Annotated in this window: 13 protein-coding genes and 1 pseudogene; 6 read left to right on the top strand and 8 right to left on the bottom strand. The window is 68.3% G+C overall.

From position 1 onward, the window contains the following. Positions 1-163 precede the first annotated feature (163 nt). Both AQI94_RS03260 and AQI94_RS03255 read left to right on the top strand, forming a co-directional pair. The gene (locus AQI94_RS03260) at positions 164-1483 is read left to right on the top strand and encodes a cation:proton antiporter (protein WP_031036610.1); all 1320 of its coding nucleotides are present in this window, start codon (positions 164-166) and stop codon (positions 1481-1483) included. Next, entirely contained in the window at positions 1480-2220 is a 741-nt protein-coding gene (locus tag AQI94_RS03255; protein WP_051831878.1) for a 4'-phosphopantetheinyl transferase family protein, read from the top strand. The genes AQI94_RS03260 and AQI94_RS03255 overlap by 4 nt, the downstream gene beginning before the upstream one ends. Here AQI94_RS03255 and AQI94_RS03250 read toward each other — a convergent pair. Continuing rightward, complete coding sequence (locus AQI94_RS03250; RefSeq protein WP_031036604.1) at positions 2217-3206, bottom strand: ParB N-terminal domain-containing protein; 990 nt, start codon at positions 3204-3206, stop codon at positions 2217-2219. The two genes, AQI94_RS03255 and AQI94_RS03250, sit on opposite strands and share 4 nt — an antisense overlap. A gap of 549 nt (positions 3207-3755) precedes the next feature. Here AQI94_RS03250 and AQI94_RS03245 point away from each other — a divergent pair. The 3 genes from AQI94_RS03245 to AQI94_RS03235 are packed head-to-tail and all read left to right on the top strand — an operon-like array spanning position 3756 to position 6030. Beyond that, on the top strand, positions 3756-4253 hold the full coding sequence (locus tag AQI94_RS03245; protein WP_051831877.1) for a transcriptional regulator: 498 nt from the start codon (positions 3756-3758) through the stop codon (positions 4251-4253). Next, positions 4250-4813 carry a hypothetical protein gene (locus tag AQI94_RS03240; protein ID WP_225890141.1) on the top strand — a complete coding sequence of 188 codons (564 nt, stop codon included), beginning with the start codon at positions 4250-4252 and terminating at the stop codon, positions 4811-4813. Before AQI94_RS03245 ends, AQI94_RS03240 begins: the two co-directional genes overlap by 4 nt. Then, complete coding sequence (locus tag AQI94_RS03235; RefSeq protein ID WP_031036594.1) at positions 4807-6030, top strand: MAB_1171c family putative transporter; 1224 nt, start codon at positions 4807-4809, stop codon at positions 6028-6030. Before AQI94_RS03240 ends, AQI94_RS03235 begins: the two co-directional genes overlap by 7 nt. Before the next feature lie 1139 nt (positions 6031-7169). On the opposite strand, the gene AQI94_RS03230 is transcribed toward AQI94_RS03235, so the two are convergent. The 5 genes from AQI94_RS03230 to AQI94_RS03210 form a co-directional block, all read right to left on the bottom strand. Then, a complete protein-coding gene (locus AQI94_RS03230) occupies positions 7170-8741 on the bottom strand; it encodes an amidohydrolase (RefSeq protein WP_031036590.1) in 1572 nt (523 codons plus the stop codon). A 288-nt stretch (positions 8742-9029) separates the two neighbouring features. Then, on the bottom strand, positions 9030-10454 hold the full coding sequence (locus AQI94_RS03225; protein WP_051831876.1) for an APC family permease: 1425 nt from the start codon (positions 10452-10454) through the stop codon (positions 9030-9032). Between the two features lie 217 nt (positions 10455-10671). Next, positions 10672-11874, bottom strand: coding sequence for an NAD(P)/FAD-dependent oxidoreductase (locus AQI94_RS03220; protein WP_051831875.1), 1203 nt, complete (start codon positions 11872-11874; stop codon positions 10672-10674). Then, complete coding sequence (locus AQI94_RS03215) at positions 11871-12071, bottom strand: ferredoxin (protein ID WP_031036582.1); 201 nt, start codon at positions 12069-12071, stop codon at positions 11871-11873. Before AQI94_RS03215 ends, AQI94_RS03220 begins: the two co-directional genes overlap by 4 nt. A 47-nt stretch (positions 12072-12118) precedes the next feature. Then, entirely contained in the window at positions 12119-13303 is a 1185-nt protein-coding gene (locus tag AQI94_RS03210) for a cytochrome P450 (RefSeq protein ID WP_031036579.1), read from the bottom strand. A 612-nt stretch (positions 13304-13915) separates the two neighbouring features. On the opposite strand from AQI94_RS03210, the gene AQI94_RS03205 reads away from it, so the two are divergent. Continuing rightward, the gene (locus tag AQI94_RS03205; protein ID WP_051831874.1) at positions 13916-14545 is read left to right on the top strand and encodes a TetR/AcrR family transcriptional regulator; all 630 of its coding nucleotides are present in this window, start codon (positions 13916-13918) and stop codon (positions 14543-14545) included. A gap of 372 nt (positions 14546-14917) precedes the next feature. On the opposite strand, the pseudogene AQI94_RS45455 reads toward AQI94_RS03205, so the two are convergent. Both AQI94_RS45455 and AQI94_RS03200 read right to left on the bottom strand, forming a co-directional pair. Beyond that, positions 14918-15052, bottom strand: a pseudogene (locus AQI94_RS45455) (RICIN domain-containing protein); the annotation flags it as partial. Positions 15053-16315: 1263 nt separating this feature from the next. Next, on the bottom strand, positions 16316-17458 hold the full coding sequence (locus tag AQI94_RS03200; RefSeq protein ID WP_031036574.1) for an acetate/propionate family kinase: 1143 nt from the start codon (positions 17456-17458) through the stop codon (positions 16316-16318). Between the last annotated feature and the right edge of the window lie 154 nt (positions 17459-17612).

Below are 17612 nucleotides of genomic sequence, written 5' to 3'. Positions count from 1 at the left end.
CCCGCTTCTTTCCGCCTCAGGACTCGACATGCCTCTCAACATAGCAACGCCCAGATCACCGTGTCTAACGGATTCGACAGCTCCTGCCACCCGCCCCCTCCGCTGTCTCCGACCGGTACGGCGGATCGTCTCGCACCCATCGCCCTGTACGGAAAGAGTGTTCATGACGACCCATCAAACAGCCATGATCATGGTCGGTCTGGCGTTGATCCTCTTGCTCGCGCATGTGCTCGGGCGCCTCGCCCAGCGGTGCGGCCAGCCGGCCGTCCTCGGGGAGATCCTCGCCGGCATCCTGCTCGGCCCGACGCTGTTCCACGGCGCTCTTTCAGACGCCGTCCTCCCCTCGGACGTCCGGCCGATGCTCAGCACGCTTGGCAACCTGGGCGTCGCGCTGTTCATGTTCCTCGTCGGGCTCGAGCTCGACAGCCGGCTGCTGCGCGGGAACAAACGTGCTGCGCTGGGAGTGTCCGTGGGCTCGATCGTCTGCTCGTTCGGACTCGGCGTGGTGCTGGCGATGTGGCTGTGGAACGGTCACGCGGTCGGCGACCAACTCGGCTTCGTGCTGTTCATAGGCGCGGCCATGTCCATCACGGCCTTCCCGGTCCTGGCCCGCATCCTCACCGACCGCGGCATCCAGCACACGAGGGTCGGTGCGCTGGCCATGGCAAGCGCGGCCGTCGGGGACGTCGTCGCTTGGCTGTTGCTGGCGGCCGTCCTCACCTTCACGGGGAGCCAGAGTTCGTGGCAGGTGTTGCTGGTCCTGCCGTACGCGGTGGTCATGATCGCGGTGGTACGGCCGCTCCTCGGCAGGTTCCTGGCCACCCGCGAGCCGCACGGAGCGGATGACGGGGAGCCTGGGCCGGGTACCGCACCCCTATGTGTGCTGACGGTGGTGCTACTGGTTTCCGGCGCACTGAGCGAATGGTTCGGGCTGCACTTCATCTTCGGGGCATTCCTCGCCGGCGCGATCGTGCCGCGCGACGGCACGGAGCGGCTGCGCGCGGCGGTCGTCGACCGGTTCGAGACGATCACCTGGATGTTGCTACCCGCGTACTTCACGGTGGCCGGGCTGAAGGTCGACCTGAGCACGGTGGACGGGGACGGACTCGGCGAGCTGGGTCTGATCCTCCTCGTCGCGATCGGCGGCAAGTTCGGCGGCGGTTACCTCGGAGCGCGGGTCGCGGGCCGACCCGGGCGGTCGGCGACGACACTGGGCATCCTCATGAACACCCGCGGTCTCACCGAACTCATCATCCTCGGCGTGGGACTACGACTGGAGTTGCTCGACACGGATCTGTACTCACTCATGGTGGTCATGGCCCTCGTCACCACCGCCATGACCGCGCCCCTGCTGCGCTGGGCCTACCCACGTCAGATGGTCGACGCGGATCTGCGAGAACTGGCCGCGGAATGGCAGGCGGCGGCATGTCGCACCGAGCCCGCCCGGCCTGTGGACGGGAAGCCGACGGAGGCAAAGCGATGATGCCCACGCTCCTGACCGGGCTGGTACCGGAAGCGGCCCTGACCGCCGAGGAGTTCGGCGACGTACCGGACGCCTGGATCTTTCCGGAGGAGGAGGCCGTGCTGAGTCGAGCGGAGGACCGCCGACGCCGGGAGTTCGCCACCGTGCGGCACTGCGCGCGGGTCGCCCTGACCCGCCTCGGACGGCCGGCCGGACCGATGGTCCCGGGCGAGAGAGGTGCCCCGACCTGGCCGGAGGGCGTGGTGGGTTCGATGACGCACTGCGATGGCTATCGTGCTGCCGCGGTGTCCCGGAGGATCGACGTCGCCGCCCTGGGAATCGACGCCGAGCCCCACGCGCCACTGCCGCCGGGTCTTCTCCGTCGGATCGCGTCACCGGCCGAGCGCAGCCACCTGACGGCACTGCGCCACACTCGTCCCACGCTCCACTGGGACCGGCTGTTCTTCAGTGCGAAGGAGTCCGTGTACAAGGCATGGTTCCCCCTGACCGGGACCTGGCTGGACTTCCGCGAGGCGGAGCTGATCCTGGACCCGTATCGGCAGACCTTCCGCGCTCGTCTCCTGCGGACCGGACACGACGACGAAGGGCGACCGCTCCACATCCTTCACGGGCGGTGGCGGGTCGGCCGCCGGCTCGTCGTCACCGCCGTCGCCCACAGGGTCACGGCCTCCGACCAGGGAGGCATGACCTACGTCCAGCGGGAGGCTGGCTCCAACACCGCGTACGGGCGGCGCTAACCGGTCAGGGAGTCCTCGCAACGCAGTTCCTGAGCCATTCCCTTGAGGTCGTCGGCGCAGGCGGACAGGATGTCGGCCACCGCGCTCCGTCCGTGCAGGGGGATGGTGGGGGCGAGGCGCTTCCATTCCTCGGTCGTCCGGAGCTGTGTGTGCAGTCGGTGCAGGACAAGCCGTCCGCTCTCACTGAGCCGCAGCGAGGGGTCGTTGCGGAGACCGTCGAAGAGGGTGATGCGGCGAGCGAGATCGGGCGCGGCTCCACTACCCGGACGGTCTTCGTCCGGTGCGATCGCCATGGCGGCGGTGGGAGCGGCTGGGCCCGCTGGACCGTCGGACCCGCGACTGTCCGGAACCGCCGGCCGCCCCTGGGCCAGCCGGTAGCGCACGTCACGGACGGTCCCCACGGAGATCCCGGCCCGCTTGGCGATCTCCCGCAGCGAGGCTGCCGGGTTCTCTCTGATCACCTCGGCGGCTACCCGGCGTCCCTCCGCCGTGGTGGACGGACGGACCCGGCCGTCACGGCCGACACGCGCGTCCGGGCGCGCGCCCGGGTCAGCGATGTCCCTGCGCAGCGCACCCACGCCGGTGGCATTCCAGCCGGTCCTCTCGGCGATGCTGCGGTCGGACCAGTGGGGGTGCGTGCGTAGTATCCGTAACGCGGCCCGCTTCCGCTCGTCGCTCGAGAGCGGAAGGCCGTGCCGTGTGTTGGACTCCACGGCGAGCAGGAAGGCCGCGTGCTCGTCTCCCTCGAACCAGTGTGCGCGGATGGTGTGCCGGTTGCGCAGCTCCGTGGCCCTTACCCGGTGCATGCCGTCGACTACGCGCAGGGTCGCCCGGTGCACCAGGATCGGCGGAAACTCCACCTCGCTCTCCGCGAGTGCCCGTACGTGTGCCTGGTCGAGCGCGAAACGTGGCGAGTCAGCCGGCAGCAGGGTGCGTACGTCGATTTCGAAGGTCGACGCCTGTCGTTCATCCGATACTGCGGACATCAATGCCTCCAGGAATGCACGTCATCCATGACAGGAATGGTGGGTGGGTCCGCCGCCCCGAGCACGACGGAGCGGCGCGCCAACGCACAGCGGCGGCGCGGAGACAGGAATCACCGCACCGGGGCGCGCAGGGATCACAAGTGGGGGTCGGGGGCATGGAAGCAGGGCCGAGAAAGCGGCTGCGGGTCAGCGCGCGATGCAGGGATGCAGAGGTGTCAACTGCCGTGCCGACGAAGGCCGGTTCTCGTCATGGCCGTGGCGTCCGGAGGGGACGCCGGCCTCAGACGAGTGGCACTCGACTGGTTCACCCACTGGTCCTGCGTGTCACGCGGCTGCACCATGCGATCGCGATCCTTTCGAAGGATGAGCGACGCCCCGTCGGGCGCTGAACGTAGCCGGAATATGACGCTAGGTCAGCGTACGATGAATCGTCAACATGTCCGCTGACGCGGACACCCCTGTCCGCCTCCACACGTGTCCGAGATCAATCTTGTCCGCTCCAGCGAACAGGGATACACATGGCCTGTGTCTTCGGGAGGAAGAGGTCGCATGGGTGGGGAACCGGCACACCACGACGGGGTGCGTCCGCTACTGCGGAAGTTCGATCAACGGCTCAACGAACTGATCCACGCCCTCTACCCCGATGAACAACAGCGGCCGGGATACGCCCGCCTCGCCCGGGAGATCAGCGCCGCGACCGGTGGCTCCATCTCCGGGACGTACTTGTGGGAACTCGCCACGGGCAAGAAGCGGAACATTACCCTCGAACAACTCGACGTCCTTGCCCAGTTCTTCGGGGTACCTCCCGAGTACTTCCTCAACGAGGAGGTGTCGCAGCGAGTCAAGGCTCAGCTGGCGCTCGCCACCGCCCTGAGAGATGCCAAGGTACGCAGTCTGGCGATGCGGGCCTCGGGGCTCTCGCCCGCGAGTCTCGACTCCCTACTGACCATCGTGAACGAGACGAGGAAGGTTCAGAACCTCCCCGAGGGCGGCCACCAGGGATCGGGCACGGACGCCGGGGCCGACGGAGAAACGACGGCCACGTGACGCGGGCCACCTTCGAACCCGATACCAAGGAGCGGCAGTTGCTGCGCCCCCTCACCTTGCATCGGCGGTGTCGGAAGCTCGCCGAACAGATCCGGCTCCCCCAGCCGTTCTCGATCGCGAGCTTCCGCGACCACGTCGCGGCGCAGCGTGGAAGACCGCTGTACCTCCATGCGTTACCGCTCGAAGCCGCAACGGTCGGCGCCTGCGGCCTTTGGCTCGCCACGACCGCCGATGACCACATCTTCTACGAACAGCACACTTCCGCGCTCCATCAGGAACACATCGTGCTCCACGAGTTCGGTCACATGCTCTTCGACCACCATCCGGTGGCGGGGGAAGTGGGCGACGGTGACGCCCTGGGCGCGGTCCTGCCGGATCTCGATCCGCGCATGATAGGACGCATCCTCGGGCGCACCAACTACTCCACCCGCCAAGAGCGCGAAGCCGAGCTGCTCGCGAGTCTCCTGCGCACCGGGGCGGACCAGCCGCCGCGACAGGAACGACACGGCCCGCTCGCCAGTCTGAGTGCGGCCCTCGGGGTCGAGGAATCCGCGTGCTGACCTCGCACCTGACCGCGTTCGGCACGTGGCTCACGTACCCCAGCTGCGTCTGCCTCTGCCTCGCCGTGCTCCTTCGCGCGGCGCCGTCTCTACGCACCGCGGACCAGCGCGGGCTGTGGATGGCCGTGACCACCGCGGGCGTGGCGATGGCGCTGGACCTTCCCGACGTCACCAGGCTCGCCACGGATCTCGCTGGCACCAGCCACGCTGTCGACCTCGTGAAGAACCTGACCGGAGTGGTCTCGGCAGGCGCTGTCCTGTTCTTCGTCTCCGCCCCCATGGGGAGTCGCCGGCTCCACGCCAGCCTCTGCGGCGCCATCGGCACGATCCTGGTCGTCCTGACGATCCTCGACCTCTCTGCCCCGGCACATCCCTCCCACTCGGTGATCGTCGCCGGGGGCCCCTCGCCATCCTTCTTCTACTGGCTGACACTCATCTCCACCCACGTGGTGGCCAACTCCGTGTGCGTGCTCGTCTGCTGCTGGTACGGCCCGCGCACGGACGACCGCCCCCTCGCCACCGCTCTCTGGCTGTTCGCCTCAGGCACCGCGCTCGCCACGCTCTTCTGGATCGGTCGGTTGCTCCGCCTCGTGCTGGACGTGTCGTGGGCTCTGCCATACCTCCCGCTCCTGATCAACCTGCACGCCCTCTTGCGCGCGTCAGCCATCCTCGTACCCACCATCGTCACGCTCGCCCGCACCCTGGCAAACGCCCGCACCGTGTGGCGCCTCTGGCCCCTATGGCACGAACTGGTGGCCGCCGTCCCTCATGTCGTCCTGACCAGGCGCCGCACGAGACTCCTCGAACTCCTCTGGCCACCGGTACCACACAGACTGCTCGCCTACCGCAAGCTCATCGAGATCCGGGACGCCATGCTGGAACTCGATCATTACGTTCCACCCGAGCTCCCTCTACTCGCCCGCGACCATGTCGGAACCCTGGACCTCACACCCGTCCAGGCCGACGCGGTGGTCCTGGCGTGTGTGATGAAGGAGGCCCACCAGGCAAGGCTCGCGGGCAGCCCCCGGTGCGAATTCCCCGCAGAATCGTTTGACCATGAGAAGCCTCCGCTGCTCCCCACCCGCCAGGAGTACGCGTCAACCCTTTCGGCCGAGAAGACCCACCTGATCGGGCTGGCCCGGGCCTACACCTCGGCACCCGTCCGCTCGTTCGTCGCCTCTCCGCACAGCCACGCGCCGGGGCACCGGGAAGGCTGAGGCGTTCACCTGACGCGAAGCGCCCCGGAGAAGGACCTTCCTCTGGTCAGAACGATTCTGCTACGGCCGCCGCCCGAAGTTCGAGCAGCTCCGCCTCGCCCGCAGCCACGTACCCGCCCCGTGCACCCGCCCCGGACCCGGCGCCTCGCACGACGTCTTCCGCCAGGCCGACACCGGGTCACCTCGGAGCCGACAGCGGCACCGCAGGACGTGATCCTCTATACGGTCCTGGCTGCCGCCCAGGCTCTATCCGTCGAACGCACCGAGCTTGCCGAGGGGCAGTCGGCCCGCGGGCAGAGTCCCTCCTGGGCCGTTTCCAGTACGGGCAGTTTCCCGCGCCCCACGAGGGCGGCAATTCCACGCCGCGCTGCGGACGTCCCCGGCCGCATCGGCGCCATCCACCACCCACAGCAGCGCGCCCGCGGGCCACTTTCCTCATACCTTGGGCCTCAATGCGGCCTCAACCCCGCCCTCGACCTCTCGTGCAGGCCGCCGTTACAGCCCCCGCGCACCAAGGTCCGCCCCGTTCTCGCAGGTCAGGGCAGCATCAACCACAGTCGCCGCAGACACCGTTGAACTTGTGAGCAGCGGATTCAATCCGTTGAAGCAGAGTTGACGACCCGACAGGACAAAATGAACGTTTCCGCAGGTCAGAGGCCTACGCAAGTGGGGCGGGTGGGACTCGAACCCACGGCCGACGGATTATGAGTCCTTCGAGGATCTTGGCGGCCCTTGTCGATCCATGCCAATCTTGGAAGTTTTCCCAGGTCAGGCGCGGTTTGGTGCCTCAGCCTTTCTCGGCCCTTGTCAGCATTTTCCGATCCTTGTGTCCAACCTGCGTCCAGAACGCGTCCCAGATGGGCACGCGCACCCGGTTCACGGCCCCTCTCCCCCGCTGAGGAAAGGGTCTCGAAACTACGCGCAGCGGATTTCCTTTCCAACCCGCAGCAACTCAAGGGCGGGTGGATCGCGCCCCAAGTACGCGAGCTGTCCGCGCGTTCGCTCGCGTGACCGACGGCATGCGCAGCACTGGCCTACGCGCTGCATTCAGTGCCGGTGGGCAGGAGGACCATCGTCAGATTGACGGCTCCCCGTCAGATTGACGGGCTCCCCGCCGGGTCCTGTGAGTTTCCGTGAAGTCAGGCGCCGCGGTGCGCGATGTGCCCTCCGGTGATGGTGAGTTGGACCGGCGCGTGAGCCACTTCGTCGGCGGGGGCCGTGACGGGGTCGATGGCGAGTGCGGTGAGGTCGGCCCGGAAACCGACGGCGATCCGTCCGGCCACGTCGGCCTCCCCGGCGGCGAGGGCGGCATGGGTGGTGCAACCTTCCAGGGCCTGGAGACCGGTCAGCCCTGTGCGTGCGGCGGCCGCTCCCCGCGGGGACCGTGCGGTGGCCAGGACCGCACGGGCGTCGTGGTGGGCGATGGGCCAGTCTGAGCCCAGTGCGACGACCGCGCCCGCGTCCCGCAGGTCGCGCAGTCGCCAGGCCCGCGCGGCACGGGGCCCGCCCAGCCGCCGGGACCACTCGTCGCGATGGTCGGCCCGGGTGTAGTCGCTGTGCGGGGGCTGCATGGAGGCGATGACACCGAGCTGGGCGAACCGGGTGACCATCTCGGAGGGCACCGACTCGATGTGCTCCACACGGTGCGCGAGGCGCGCGTCCGGCCCGAGCGACTCGACGGTGTCAAGGACGTGCCGCACCGCCGCGTCCCCGATGGCGTGGGTCGCAGTACGCACACCTGCCCGGTGCAGAAACCGTACGGCCTCGCTGTACGCGCCCGGGTCGGGCCAGAACGCCTCGGTGCCCTGACCGTGACAGTCCGGATGTTCCAGCCAGGCGGTGCCGCCCTCGACGGTGCCGTCCATGAAGAACTTCACGCCGCCCACGCGCCAGTGCCGTCCGCCGCGGCCCTGGAGGGCGACGAGTGCCTCCAGCGCCTCCTCGTCCACACCCGGCATGCACCAGGGCGCGAACCTGAGCCGCAGCGGCAGCACGGTCTCCTCGGCCACCGCGCCGACGAGTTCGAGGTCACCGGCGTCCATGACGTGGGCCCCGGTGAGGCCGGTGGCGGCCATCTCGGAGAGCAACTCGACCAGCCGGGCCCGCCGTTGGGCGTACGACGGGCGCGGCAGAACGGCGTCGACCAGATCCATCGCCGCGTGTTCGACCAGATGTCCGGTGAGCCGACCGTCGGCGTCGGTCGCGAGGTAGGAACGCTGGGCGAAGGTGCGGGGCCCGGTGACGCCCGCCGCCTTCAGGACCGTACCGGTGACGAGGGCGGAGTGGCCGTCGTACAGGCGCAGGAAAGCCGGGGATCCCCCCAGGATGTCTTCGATCAGGGCACGGTCGACGGGCCGGCCCCCGAAGACGTTGTGGTCCAGGCCGTAGCCGACGACCCAGCCGTCGATCCGCTCGGCCGAGACGAGCGCCGCGCGCAGCCCGTCGAGGTCGCGGACCTGCGCCAGGTCGACTCCGGTGGTCAGGTGCAGGCCCCACACGGGGTGACTGTGGCTGTCCACCAGCCCCGGCACCAGACACGCCCCGGCCAGGTCCACGACCTCGGTTGCTGGACCGCGCCAGTCGCGTACGACGTCCTGCTCGCCGACCGCGACGATCGTTCCTTCGCGTACGGCGACCGCTGAGGCGTGCGGGCGCTCGGGGTCGAGGGTGCGTACAGAGCCGCCGGTGACGATGAGGTCGGCGGTGGGCATGCGGGCTCCTTCGGGTCGTACAGCAGCGGTGACGGACAGGGTTTGGTCCTGTCCGTCGTCCACGGAACTCATGAGGTCGATGCGAGGGCTGTCCGATCGGCGGGGAGTGCACGCCGGACCGGACAGGCCCTGGCGTATGGGTACGTCTCTTGCCCACTGCACGCGGTGACCACAACCTCTCGCCGGCTCCGGTCTCGGGGCCCGGCACATGGATTCGCCGAGTCCGACGCCAGCCCCTGGCGGCGACGTGAGCCTGAGGCCACGTCGCCGCTACCGGGTCCGATTCCGTCAGTCGACGTCTCCGATCGCGGGCACGGTGCTGGTCGGCAGGGGCGACGGGCCGGCCGGTGCCGGAGCGGGCTCGAACGGGGTGCTTCGCCGCCGCCAGGCCGCGGCCAGTCCGATCACCAGGACGGCGAACGGGGTGACGGAGGTGATGATGTTGACGCTGCCGTTGGAACCGGTCATCAGCGTGATGTTGTCGATGAGCAGATACAGGACGCCGGCGAGAAGTACGGCGGCCATGGCGCTGGAACCGATGATCACAGGTGAGGGCCGGCGTTCGGGGGTGCGCCCTCGTAGGAAGACGACGACGGCCACGGACGTCAGCACCATCAACAGGATCAGTCCGAGCACGGCCGGTGTGCTGAGCCACACCGCCATTTTCGTGTACGGGTCCAGACCGGCGACGGCGAAGAACGCGACGCCCACCAGAGCGATCAGCGCCTGGTAGTTCCCGGCGACGGGCGAGCGATGGACCGGGTGTACCAGCCCGAGACGAGCGGGAAGCAGTCCGTCATGCGCCATCGCGTGTCCGTAGCGGCTGATGGTGTTGAAGTAGGCGAGGGAGGCAGCGATGGAGCTGGTGACCATCAGGACCTGCGTCACGTCGCCTGCCCACGGGCCGACGAACTTGTCGGCGACGACGAACACCATGTCGGTCGGATGGGTGCCGGCCGCGGTGGCGAGGTCGGCGGTCCCGAACGCCTGGATGATCACCCAGGACACCAGACAGTAGAACAGGGCCAGGAACGACAGGGAGATCACGGCCGCCCGGGGCATCGTGCGTTCGGGGTCCCGGGTCTCGGAGCGGTAGACGGCCGTGTACTCGATACCGATGAACGCGCCGAACCACACAAGGGAGGAGGCGGCCATCCCGCCGGTGAACACGTTGTGGGGTGCGAAGGAGGCGCCGCTGAAGCCGTGGGCTCCGCCGTGGGCGAGGACGCCGATGGTGATGATGGTGAGGATGGCGACCTCGGCGAGCAGGAGCACGGCGAGGACCTTGGCGCCGACGTCGATTCCGCGGCGGCCGAGGTACCACACCAGCACGGTGAACACGATCGCGTAGACGGACCAGTGCAGGTGTATGTGGAAGAAGTGGTCGACGAGGGACTGGGTCACCGTGGCGAGGATGCCTGCGCCGCCGATATGGATGGCCAGGTAGGCGAAGAGCGCGACCGCGGCGGCGGCCCCGCCGATCCGGCGTCCCAGACCTGATTCGATGTACGCGTAGAACGTGCCCGGGCGGTCGACGTAGCGGGTCATCGCCATGAAGCCCAGGACGAACAGGGCGAGGACCAGCCCGGCGAGGAGGAACCCGGCTGGGGCGCCGACACCTCCGACGATGTACCCCAACGGCCCGTAGCCCGCGATGAGGTTGAGCGGTGCGGCCGCCGAGATCACCAGGAAGACGACCCCCCAGACGCCCATGGCTCCTGCTTTGAGCCCGTCCTGTGTCGCGGACCGGCCGTCTGCGCTGCTTCTTGCAACCCCTTGTTTCATCGTGTTCCTCTCGGGGACGAAAACCCCCATGACTCATTTATCAGGTATCAGCTGTAAATCGGTGTATGGGGGCTATTTGGCGGGATGGATCACACGGGGCGGGTGCCGTGGCCTAGAGGCGGCGAACCGTCTCAGGATTCGGGGATCAGGTGGCGGCGGTGGTCGGCCGTCCACCGGGCAGTCGGGACCTGAGTTCCTGGAAGGTTCGAGGACTGCCGACCGTGAGGACGCCGGTGAGTCTCCCGCCGGTGAGGTAGCGCGCGACCAGGCTGTCCAGCGATGTGGACGGCCCATCGACGATCACTTCGTCACCGTGGAAGGAACCGGCCCCTTGAAGCAGGGCGCCGTATTGGGACGACCAGAAGTACGGGACCGTGTCGAAGGCCGCGGTCTGCGCCGCATCCGCGGCCAGCAGTTGCTCCGCGACATGGCGGCCCTGCTCCCTGGCGCAGGTCCAGTGCTCGACGCGCAGACGGCGTTCTGCCGAGGCACTGGGCCAGGACACCGCGTCGCCGGCCGCCCACACATCGGGGGCCGTCGTCCTGAGACGCTCGTCGGCAAGAATCTCCCCCCTGCTGCCCAGCTCGACACCGCTGCCCACGAGCCACTGTGTGGCAGGGCGGACCCCGACGGCGCAGACCACGACGTCGCCGTCCACCCGGCGGCCGTCGTCGAGCGTGACCACGCCGGCGTGGGCGCTTCCGGAGACCGCCACGACCCGGCGCCCCAGTTCGAACTCCACGCCCTCTTTGCGATGGCGGCCCTCCATCCACGCGGCGACCTGGGGGCCGACAATGCGCTGAAGCGGACCCTCCCCGGCTTCGACCACCACGACACCGTGGCCGAGCCCGCGCAGGACCGCGGCTGCTTCGAGCCCGATCAGGCCGCCTCCGACGATGACGACCCTGCTGGGGAGGACAAGGTCGTCACGGAGCACGCGCACATCAGCGAGTGAGTGCAGCGTGCGGATCCACGGGGCACTCTCGTGCCAGGGAGTGACCGGTGTGCAGCCGGGTGCGAGTACCAGGTCGTCGTACGGGACCGGCTCGTCCTTCGTCACCACTGTCCGCGTCGTCGTGTCCACCTGCTCGACGGGTGTCCCCGCGCGCAGATCGATGCGCAGTTCGGCCAGTTGCTCATCGCTGCGCAAACGGGCTTCCGTGGCGCCGACGCGCCCGCTGAGGACGTCCTTCGACAGGGGTGGGCGGTTGTAGGGCTGATCGGCGTCGGCATCGACCACGGTGATCGACACGTCGGCGCTGAGCGCGCGAAGACGCTCGGCACAAGCCAGGCCGGCGGCGCCGGCGCCGATGACGCAGACACGCCGCGCTCTGGCTCCGGGGCTCACTCCCGCCACCCGATCGCCTGGGCCGGGCACACGGCGATGGCACTGTCGACGCTTTCCACCGCGTCGTCGGGGACATCACCCGAGGGGTCGTTCAGTACGACGAGCCCGTCCGCTCCGAGGTCGAAGACGGCCGGGGCGGCGGCGGTGCACATTCCCGCTCCGATGCAGACGGGAGAGTTCACGTCGATCTTCTTCATGGTCGCGCTCCGTTTAGTTCCAGGTGTGTCCGGGGTGGACTGTGCGATCAGGCAGGCGTGACACGGACGCGGAGCGGCCCCAACTCTGCGAAGAACTCGGGTTCGCGTACGGTCGGCAGCGGTACGCGCTCGATCCGGCGCCAGCGGGAGGACATCGCCCGGATCAGTTCCTCGCACTCCATGACGGCGGCCATCCGGCCCATGCAGAAGTGGCGGCCCACGCTCCAGTTCAGCGGAGGGCGTGGGGCCTTGCGTGTCACGTCGAAGGCATCGGCGGCGGCGAAGACCTTCGGGTCGCGGTTGGCCGCCATCACCACCGCGAAGGCGTGCGCGCCCTGCGGGATGCGGATCCCGTCGATGTCGACGTCCTCGAGCGCGACCCGGAACGTCGGAATCGACGCGGGATTCCATCGGGCGACCTCGATGACAGCACCGGGCACCAGCGACGGGTCCGCGCGCACGAGGTCCCACTGGTCGGGATGGTCCGCGAAGGCCGCGACGATGTGGACCATCAGCCCCTGAGTCGTCTCGGTGCTCGCGGCCAGCATGATGCTGATCGCGTTGCGGACCTCGTCCAGGGTCAGGGAACCCGCCTGCTGTTGCCTGAGGAGGTGGCCGATGAGGTTGTCCGCGTCCTCACGTCCGTCGGCGACGATCTTCTCGACCCAGTCGTCCGACTCCCGCTGCGCCGCCTCCACCTCGTCCCTGGTGTCCGGGTCCATGGAGAACACCTTCACGACCGAGTCGGAGACGTAGGTGATGAAGTCGCTGTCGCTCAGCGGGACGCCCAGCAGGAGGGCGAAGAACCGGGCCGGGATGTGGCGCAGCACGCTCTCCACGATGTCGAAGTCGCCCGCCGCGCCGGCCCGGTCAAGGAGGTCCTCGATCATCACGCGGACCTCCGACCGGAGCCCTTCGATCCGCGACGGGGTGAGGAAGGAGCCGATGGCGGCCCGCAGACGCATGTGGTCCGGCCCTTCGGCTCCGTTGACGCTGGTCTCGGCGTTGCGAATCATCACCTCGTCGGTCACGCCGACGGACTCGAAAAGTTCCCTGAGACCCGTTCCGAGACCGGTGTGCCGCAATAGGGCGACGCAACTGTCGTAGGTGACGAACTCGAAGCCGGCGGCCGTCCTCACGACGTCCGCGCCGGTGGGTATGGAGCGCCATGGATCTCGGCCTCGCAGGTGCTTCTCCTCCGCGGGTGCGACGGTCGCGAGAGTGAAGGCCATGGCATGTCCTTTCGACCTGGTGCCGACGAGCGACGCGTGGCGTCGTACGCAACGGCGTGGTGACTTTCGGCGGTCGCCGCAACGCCCTGCAGGAAGTCCACATGGAGACGGGATCGGCGATTCATAGAAGCTCTGCCTGCGGCTTTGTGGGTCCGCGTCGGCAGCGGGGCGGGGTGGACGCCCGTTTTTCTGACAGTGTCAGATATAAGGCAGGGGTCCTCGCGTTGTCCAGAGGCCCAGAGCTGCTGTGTACGACCGCCCGCCTGCCGGGCTCGTGAGTGACGCCGGCCCCGCGGGCCGGGTCACGGGGTTGCACCGTCGCCAAATCGCCTGCCGGTCAGGCGACTTGGATCCGTTCGACCGGCGGTCGACCGGCGGGGCGGGTTCCGGGACGGTGCGGTACGGTCGAGCCTGTTTTTACCTGTCCGTCACAGGCCCGCACCGACGTCGCCCGGACGGCGATCCGGTGAGGGGCGCCCGGTAGGCTGACCGCGCAAAGTGCCTTCCTGCTGGGCTGACGAAGATCCTTCCCGGGCGTCATCGTCCCAGCTCAGAGGGTGCTTTTCGTGTTGCGGATCACTATGCGGGCATGACTGGCCGGGAGGGGAACCGATGCCGAAGATCGTCGACCATGAAGCACGCCGAGCCGACCTGGCCCGAGCACTGTGGTCGGTGGTGCAACGCGACGGAGTGAACGCCGCATCGATCCGTGCGGTGGCCACCGAAGCGGGATGGACCTACGGCTCGGTCGCCCACTACTTCAAGACCCGGGACGAGATGCTCCTGTTCGCCTATCGGCTCGCCTTCAGCCGCGAGCGAGAGCACTTTCCCATCGGGAACGATCAGCTCAACGCGCTCGACCGGCTGGTGGGTCTGCTTCTCCGGGCTCTGCCGGTCGATGAGGCTTCGAGCATCGACTTCCAGATCTGGCTCGCCTTCATGGGACGCGTGGCAGATGATCCGTTGCTCGCGGAGTCGGTTCGTCAAGAACACGATCTCTTCCACGACGACGTGCGCGTACTCGTCGAAGAGGCGGTGGTGGCCGGTTTCCTGGGACCGGAGCACGGGGTCGCGGCATTGGTGGACATGGTGGTCACCTTCGTGAACGGACTGGGCGTCGTGGCCGCGCTGGATCCCAAGCACCACGGCCCCGAACAGCTGGAGCGGAAGCTCAGGGATTTCCTGTCGAAGTTCGCCCCGGCCGGCCGCGCTGTCACGAAAGCGCACCGCGAAGCCGGATGACAACCCTTCGCAGCGGTCGGCGTCGACGAGTCAGGACCTCGAACCGCCGTCGTAGGGCTCGGTCCTGAACGTCGGCCAGCCCGGTTTCACGGTCTAGTCGATCGCCTTCGCACGCCGGCCGGCCGGCATGCACGGCGGTGTCCCGGTCCACCGTGAGGCGTCCACATTCCTCAGCCCAAGGGATTCCGCAAGAACGTCCATCTGGCGGAGATCATCCGGCGTAGCCAGGCCGACGACACCTTCAAGGTGACCGGTCCGGCCGTCGGCGCGCCGCGCATCCTTGACGTCCGCCCTCTTGTCCGAAGTCAGTGGCCGGTGCACTCCCTCCGGCTGTGGAAGCGCACTGGCCCCCAGCGGTGCGTGGCGGCGGGTTCAGGGGAATCGCAGGTCGCCGAGCCTCGGCTCCGGCTCGATGCTGGCTCCGTCGGCGGTGCTGCCCTCGTCGACGGCGAGGCAGAGCCCGCTGCAGCGGTTGATGAGGAAGCAGCAGCCGCCACCGGTGGGCGTGAGGGCCCACTGCTACTGGGGGGAGGTGTCCCACCGTCGTCGAACTACCCGGCCGTGTCCCAACGCGACAGGAGCACGCACGCCGCGGCATGAGTCGAGGACACGCCGGGCCGTTCCCAGTACGGGCCGTTATCCCGGCACACTCCCCCGCGCTCGGCCACCGCGCCCTCGGACGGACCGCCACAGCGACGAGCCACCCCGGGCGGAAAGCCGACCCGAAGATCACCAGACGCCACTTGCGATTCCTCGCGTCCAGCCAGCGTCCAGAATCGGGTGTCCAATCCCTCGGAAACGTCGGCAACGGAAGCGTGCCCTGCACCCGGGCCACCACATCAGAGCAGGTCACAGCGATTCGAACTAACGCCTATGGCCCCAGAGTTGAAGTCACGAGCAGCGGATTCCGTCCGTTGACACAAACTCCTGAATCCGCACCCTGGATGAGACGTTTCCGCAGTTCAGGGACGTGCACAGTGGGGCGGGTGGGACTCGAACCCACGGCCGACGGATTATGAGTCCTTTGGGGATCTTGGCGGTCCTTGCCGATCAACGCTCATTCTTGACGTTTTCACAGCTCAGATGCGGTTATCCGTGTTTGGGCTAGTCAGCCCTTGTCAGTCTGTTCCTGTCCTTGCGGCCTCAACTCGGCCTCAATGAGGCCCGACAGGGTCGCGCCGAAGGCATAGAGGACGATCGCGCCAGCTCAAAAACGGGAATCGAACCCGCGCGCAGCGGATTCCGCTTCCAACGCGCAGAGGCTCCGCCCCGGGCGCCGGGGCGGAGCCTCTATGGCAGTGACCATAGGTCAAACGGCAACGCCGAGCCTAGCCGAGTTCCATTGCGGCCAACCGTTAGGCCGCCCGCTTCAGTCCTTGAAGGCCAGACAGAGGAAGGCGTGCGCCGATCACCTCAAGGCGTTGCTGAGTGCGCATGTGGCTGGCGATGACATCGGGACCTTCAGCAGGACTGCGGGGCGCGGATCACGGGCGGTACGCGCCCGAACGATGTCGACTGCGAACTGAAGCCTCGTGTGACCAGCACCGGGATGCCGAGGGCGGCGAGCCAGTCGGTGGCGCAGGGCGCCCCAAGGGCGTTCGAAGGGGAGGTACGGAGCTCTGCTGACGGGCCAGTGGCCCTAAAGCCCCGTGACCGGACGGGGGATGACATACAGGACCAGACGTCTCCACTTCCCCGCGTGTTGTCCTGGCACAGGAGGCCGGTTCTTTGCGCGGGCCAGGCAGATGTGCCGGCAGTTGTCCTGGCCAGTCACATGCCGAGCACACGTCGCGTCTCGGCGGCGATCTGCTGTGTCTCGCCGGTTGCGACCACGAGGACCGGGACACCGCTCCCCGCCTGATCGATGCGTCGGAGGCCTTCCCGCATCAAATCTTCCAGTTCGGGGACGAGTAGCCCGCCTCGTATACCGAGAACAGTCATGCCCGAGCAGATCTCTTCGCGTACCTCGGGTTGGTCTTCGCCGATCTCCCCGGTGAAGACCAGCGCGTCCAGCCGGTCCAGCGAAGCGGCCATCGAGGCGATGCCCCTGCGGCAGCTGAGTGTGAACGTCGCCAGCGCCAACGCGGCCGCGGCATCACCCTCCGCGCGGGCACGCACCAGGTCCCGGGTGTCTCCCGATGTACCGGAGAGGCCGAGCAGACCGGAATGCCGGTGGAGTGCGGCATCCAATTCGTCCGCGCTCAGACCGTGCCGCCGCTGCAGCCACAGCAGGGCGCCGGGGTCGAGGCTGCCGCTGCGCCGGCTCATCACCAGGCCTTCCAGCGGCGTAAGGCCCATGGTGGTGTCCACGCTGCGTCCGTTCCGGACGGCGCAGGCCGAGCAGCCGCCGCCCAGGTGCACCAGCACGACCTGCAAGTTGCCGACGGGTCGGTCCAGGGCCTGCGCCGTCCTCTGCAGTGCCCACGCGTAGGAAAGCCCGTGGAAGCCGTACCGGCGCAGCCCGTATTCGGCTCGCCATCTCTCCGGCACGGCGTACGTGCGCGCCTCTGCTGGCAGGTCCTTGTGAAAGACAGTGTCGAAGCAGGCGACATGAGGAACGTCAGGCAGGAGTTCTCGTGCGGCATCAACGACAGGCAGGGCAGGGGTCACGTGCAGCGGTGCGAGGTCGGCGACATCCGCCAGCAGAGCCCGTACGCGTGCGTCGATCAGCGTATGTCGGGGCAGGTGCGGGCCGCTGTGGACGATTCGGTGACCGACCGACGCAGGAGCGGGCGCTTCACTGAGGAAGTTCCGCAGTTCAACCACCGAAGCAGGCCCCGGGGACTCCGAGGCGTCTCGAGCCGCCACCATTTCACCGTCCGCCGCGAACAGAGCGATGTGCAGGCTCGAAGAGCCGGCTGCGAGGACCAGTACATGACCACCAGAGCTCTCGTGGGAGCGGTCGGCACTCATCGCACACCTCCAGTGCTCACGTCCTCCGGCCCGCTGCGCCCGCCACTCAGCAACGGGCCCGGCACGGGCCCCGCCATCCCTTCACGCCGCTGCGGCAAGGCCGCAGGTTCCTGCGGTTCGTATCGCGTCGGGCTGCCTCATAACGCCTGTCCTG

Source organism: Streptomyces pseudovenezuelae (assembly GCF_001513955.1).
Taxonomy (GTDB): domain Bacteria; phylum Actinomycetota; class Actinomycetes; order Streptomycetales; family Streptomycetaceae; genus Streptomyces; species Streptomyces pseudovenezuelae.
Note: the sequence above shows the minus strand (reverse complement) of the source record. Positions and strands in the feature narration are given on the sequence as shown.

Coding starts and splice junctions, on each gene's coding strand:
- AQI94_RS03260 (WP_031036610.1), top strand. CDS start 164: ATGACGACCCATCAAACAGCCATGATCATGGTCGGTCTGGCGTTGATC.
- AQI94_RS03255 (WP_051831878.1), top strand. CDS start 1,480: ATGATGCCCACGCTCCTGACCGGGCTGGTACCGGAAGCGGCCCTGACC.
- AQI94_RS03250 (WP_031036604.1), bottom strand. CDS start 3,206: ATGTCCGCAGTATCGGATGAACGACAGGCGTCGACCTTCGAAATCGAC.
- AQI94_RS03245 (WP_051831877.1), top strand. CDS start 3,756: ATGGGTGGGGAACCGGCACACCACGACGGGGTGCGTCCGCTACTGCGG.
- AQI94_RS03230 (WP_031036590.1), bottom strand. CDS start 8,741: ATGCCCACCGCCGACCTCATCGTCACCGGCGGCTCTGTACGCACCCTC.
- AQI94_RS03225 (WP_051831876.1), bottom strand. CDS start 10,454: ATGGGCGTCTGGGGGGTCGTCTTCCTGGTGATCTCGGCGGCCGCACCG.
- AQI94_RS03215 (WP_031036582.1), bottom strand. CDS start 12,071: ATGAAGAAGATCGACGTGAACTCTCCCGTCTGCATCGGAGCGGGAATG.
- AQI94_RS03210 (WP_031036579.1), bottom strand. CDS start 13,303: ATGGCCTTCACTCTCGCGACCGTCGCACCCGCGGAGGAGAAGCACCTG.
- AQI94_RS03205 (WP_051831874.1), top strand. CDS start 13,916: ATGCCGAAGATCGTCGACCATGAAGCACGCCGAGCCGACCTGGCCCGA.
- AQI94_RS03200 (WP_031036574.1), bottom strand. CDS start 17,458: ATGAGTGCCGACCGCTCCCACGAGAGCTCTGGTGGTCATGTACTGGTC.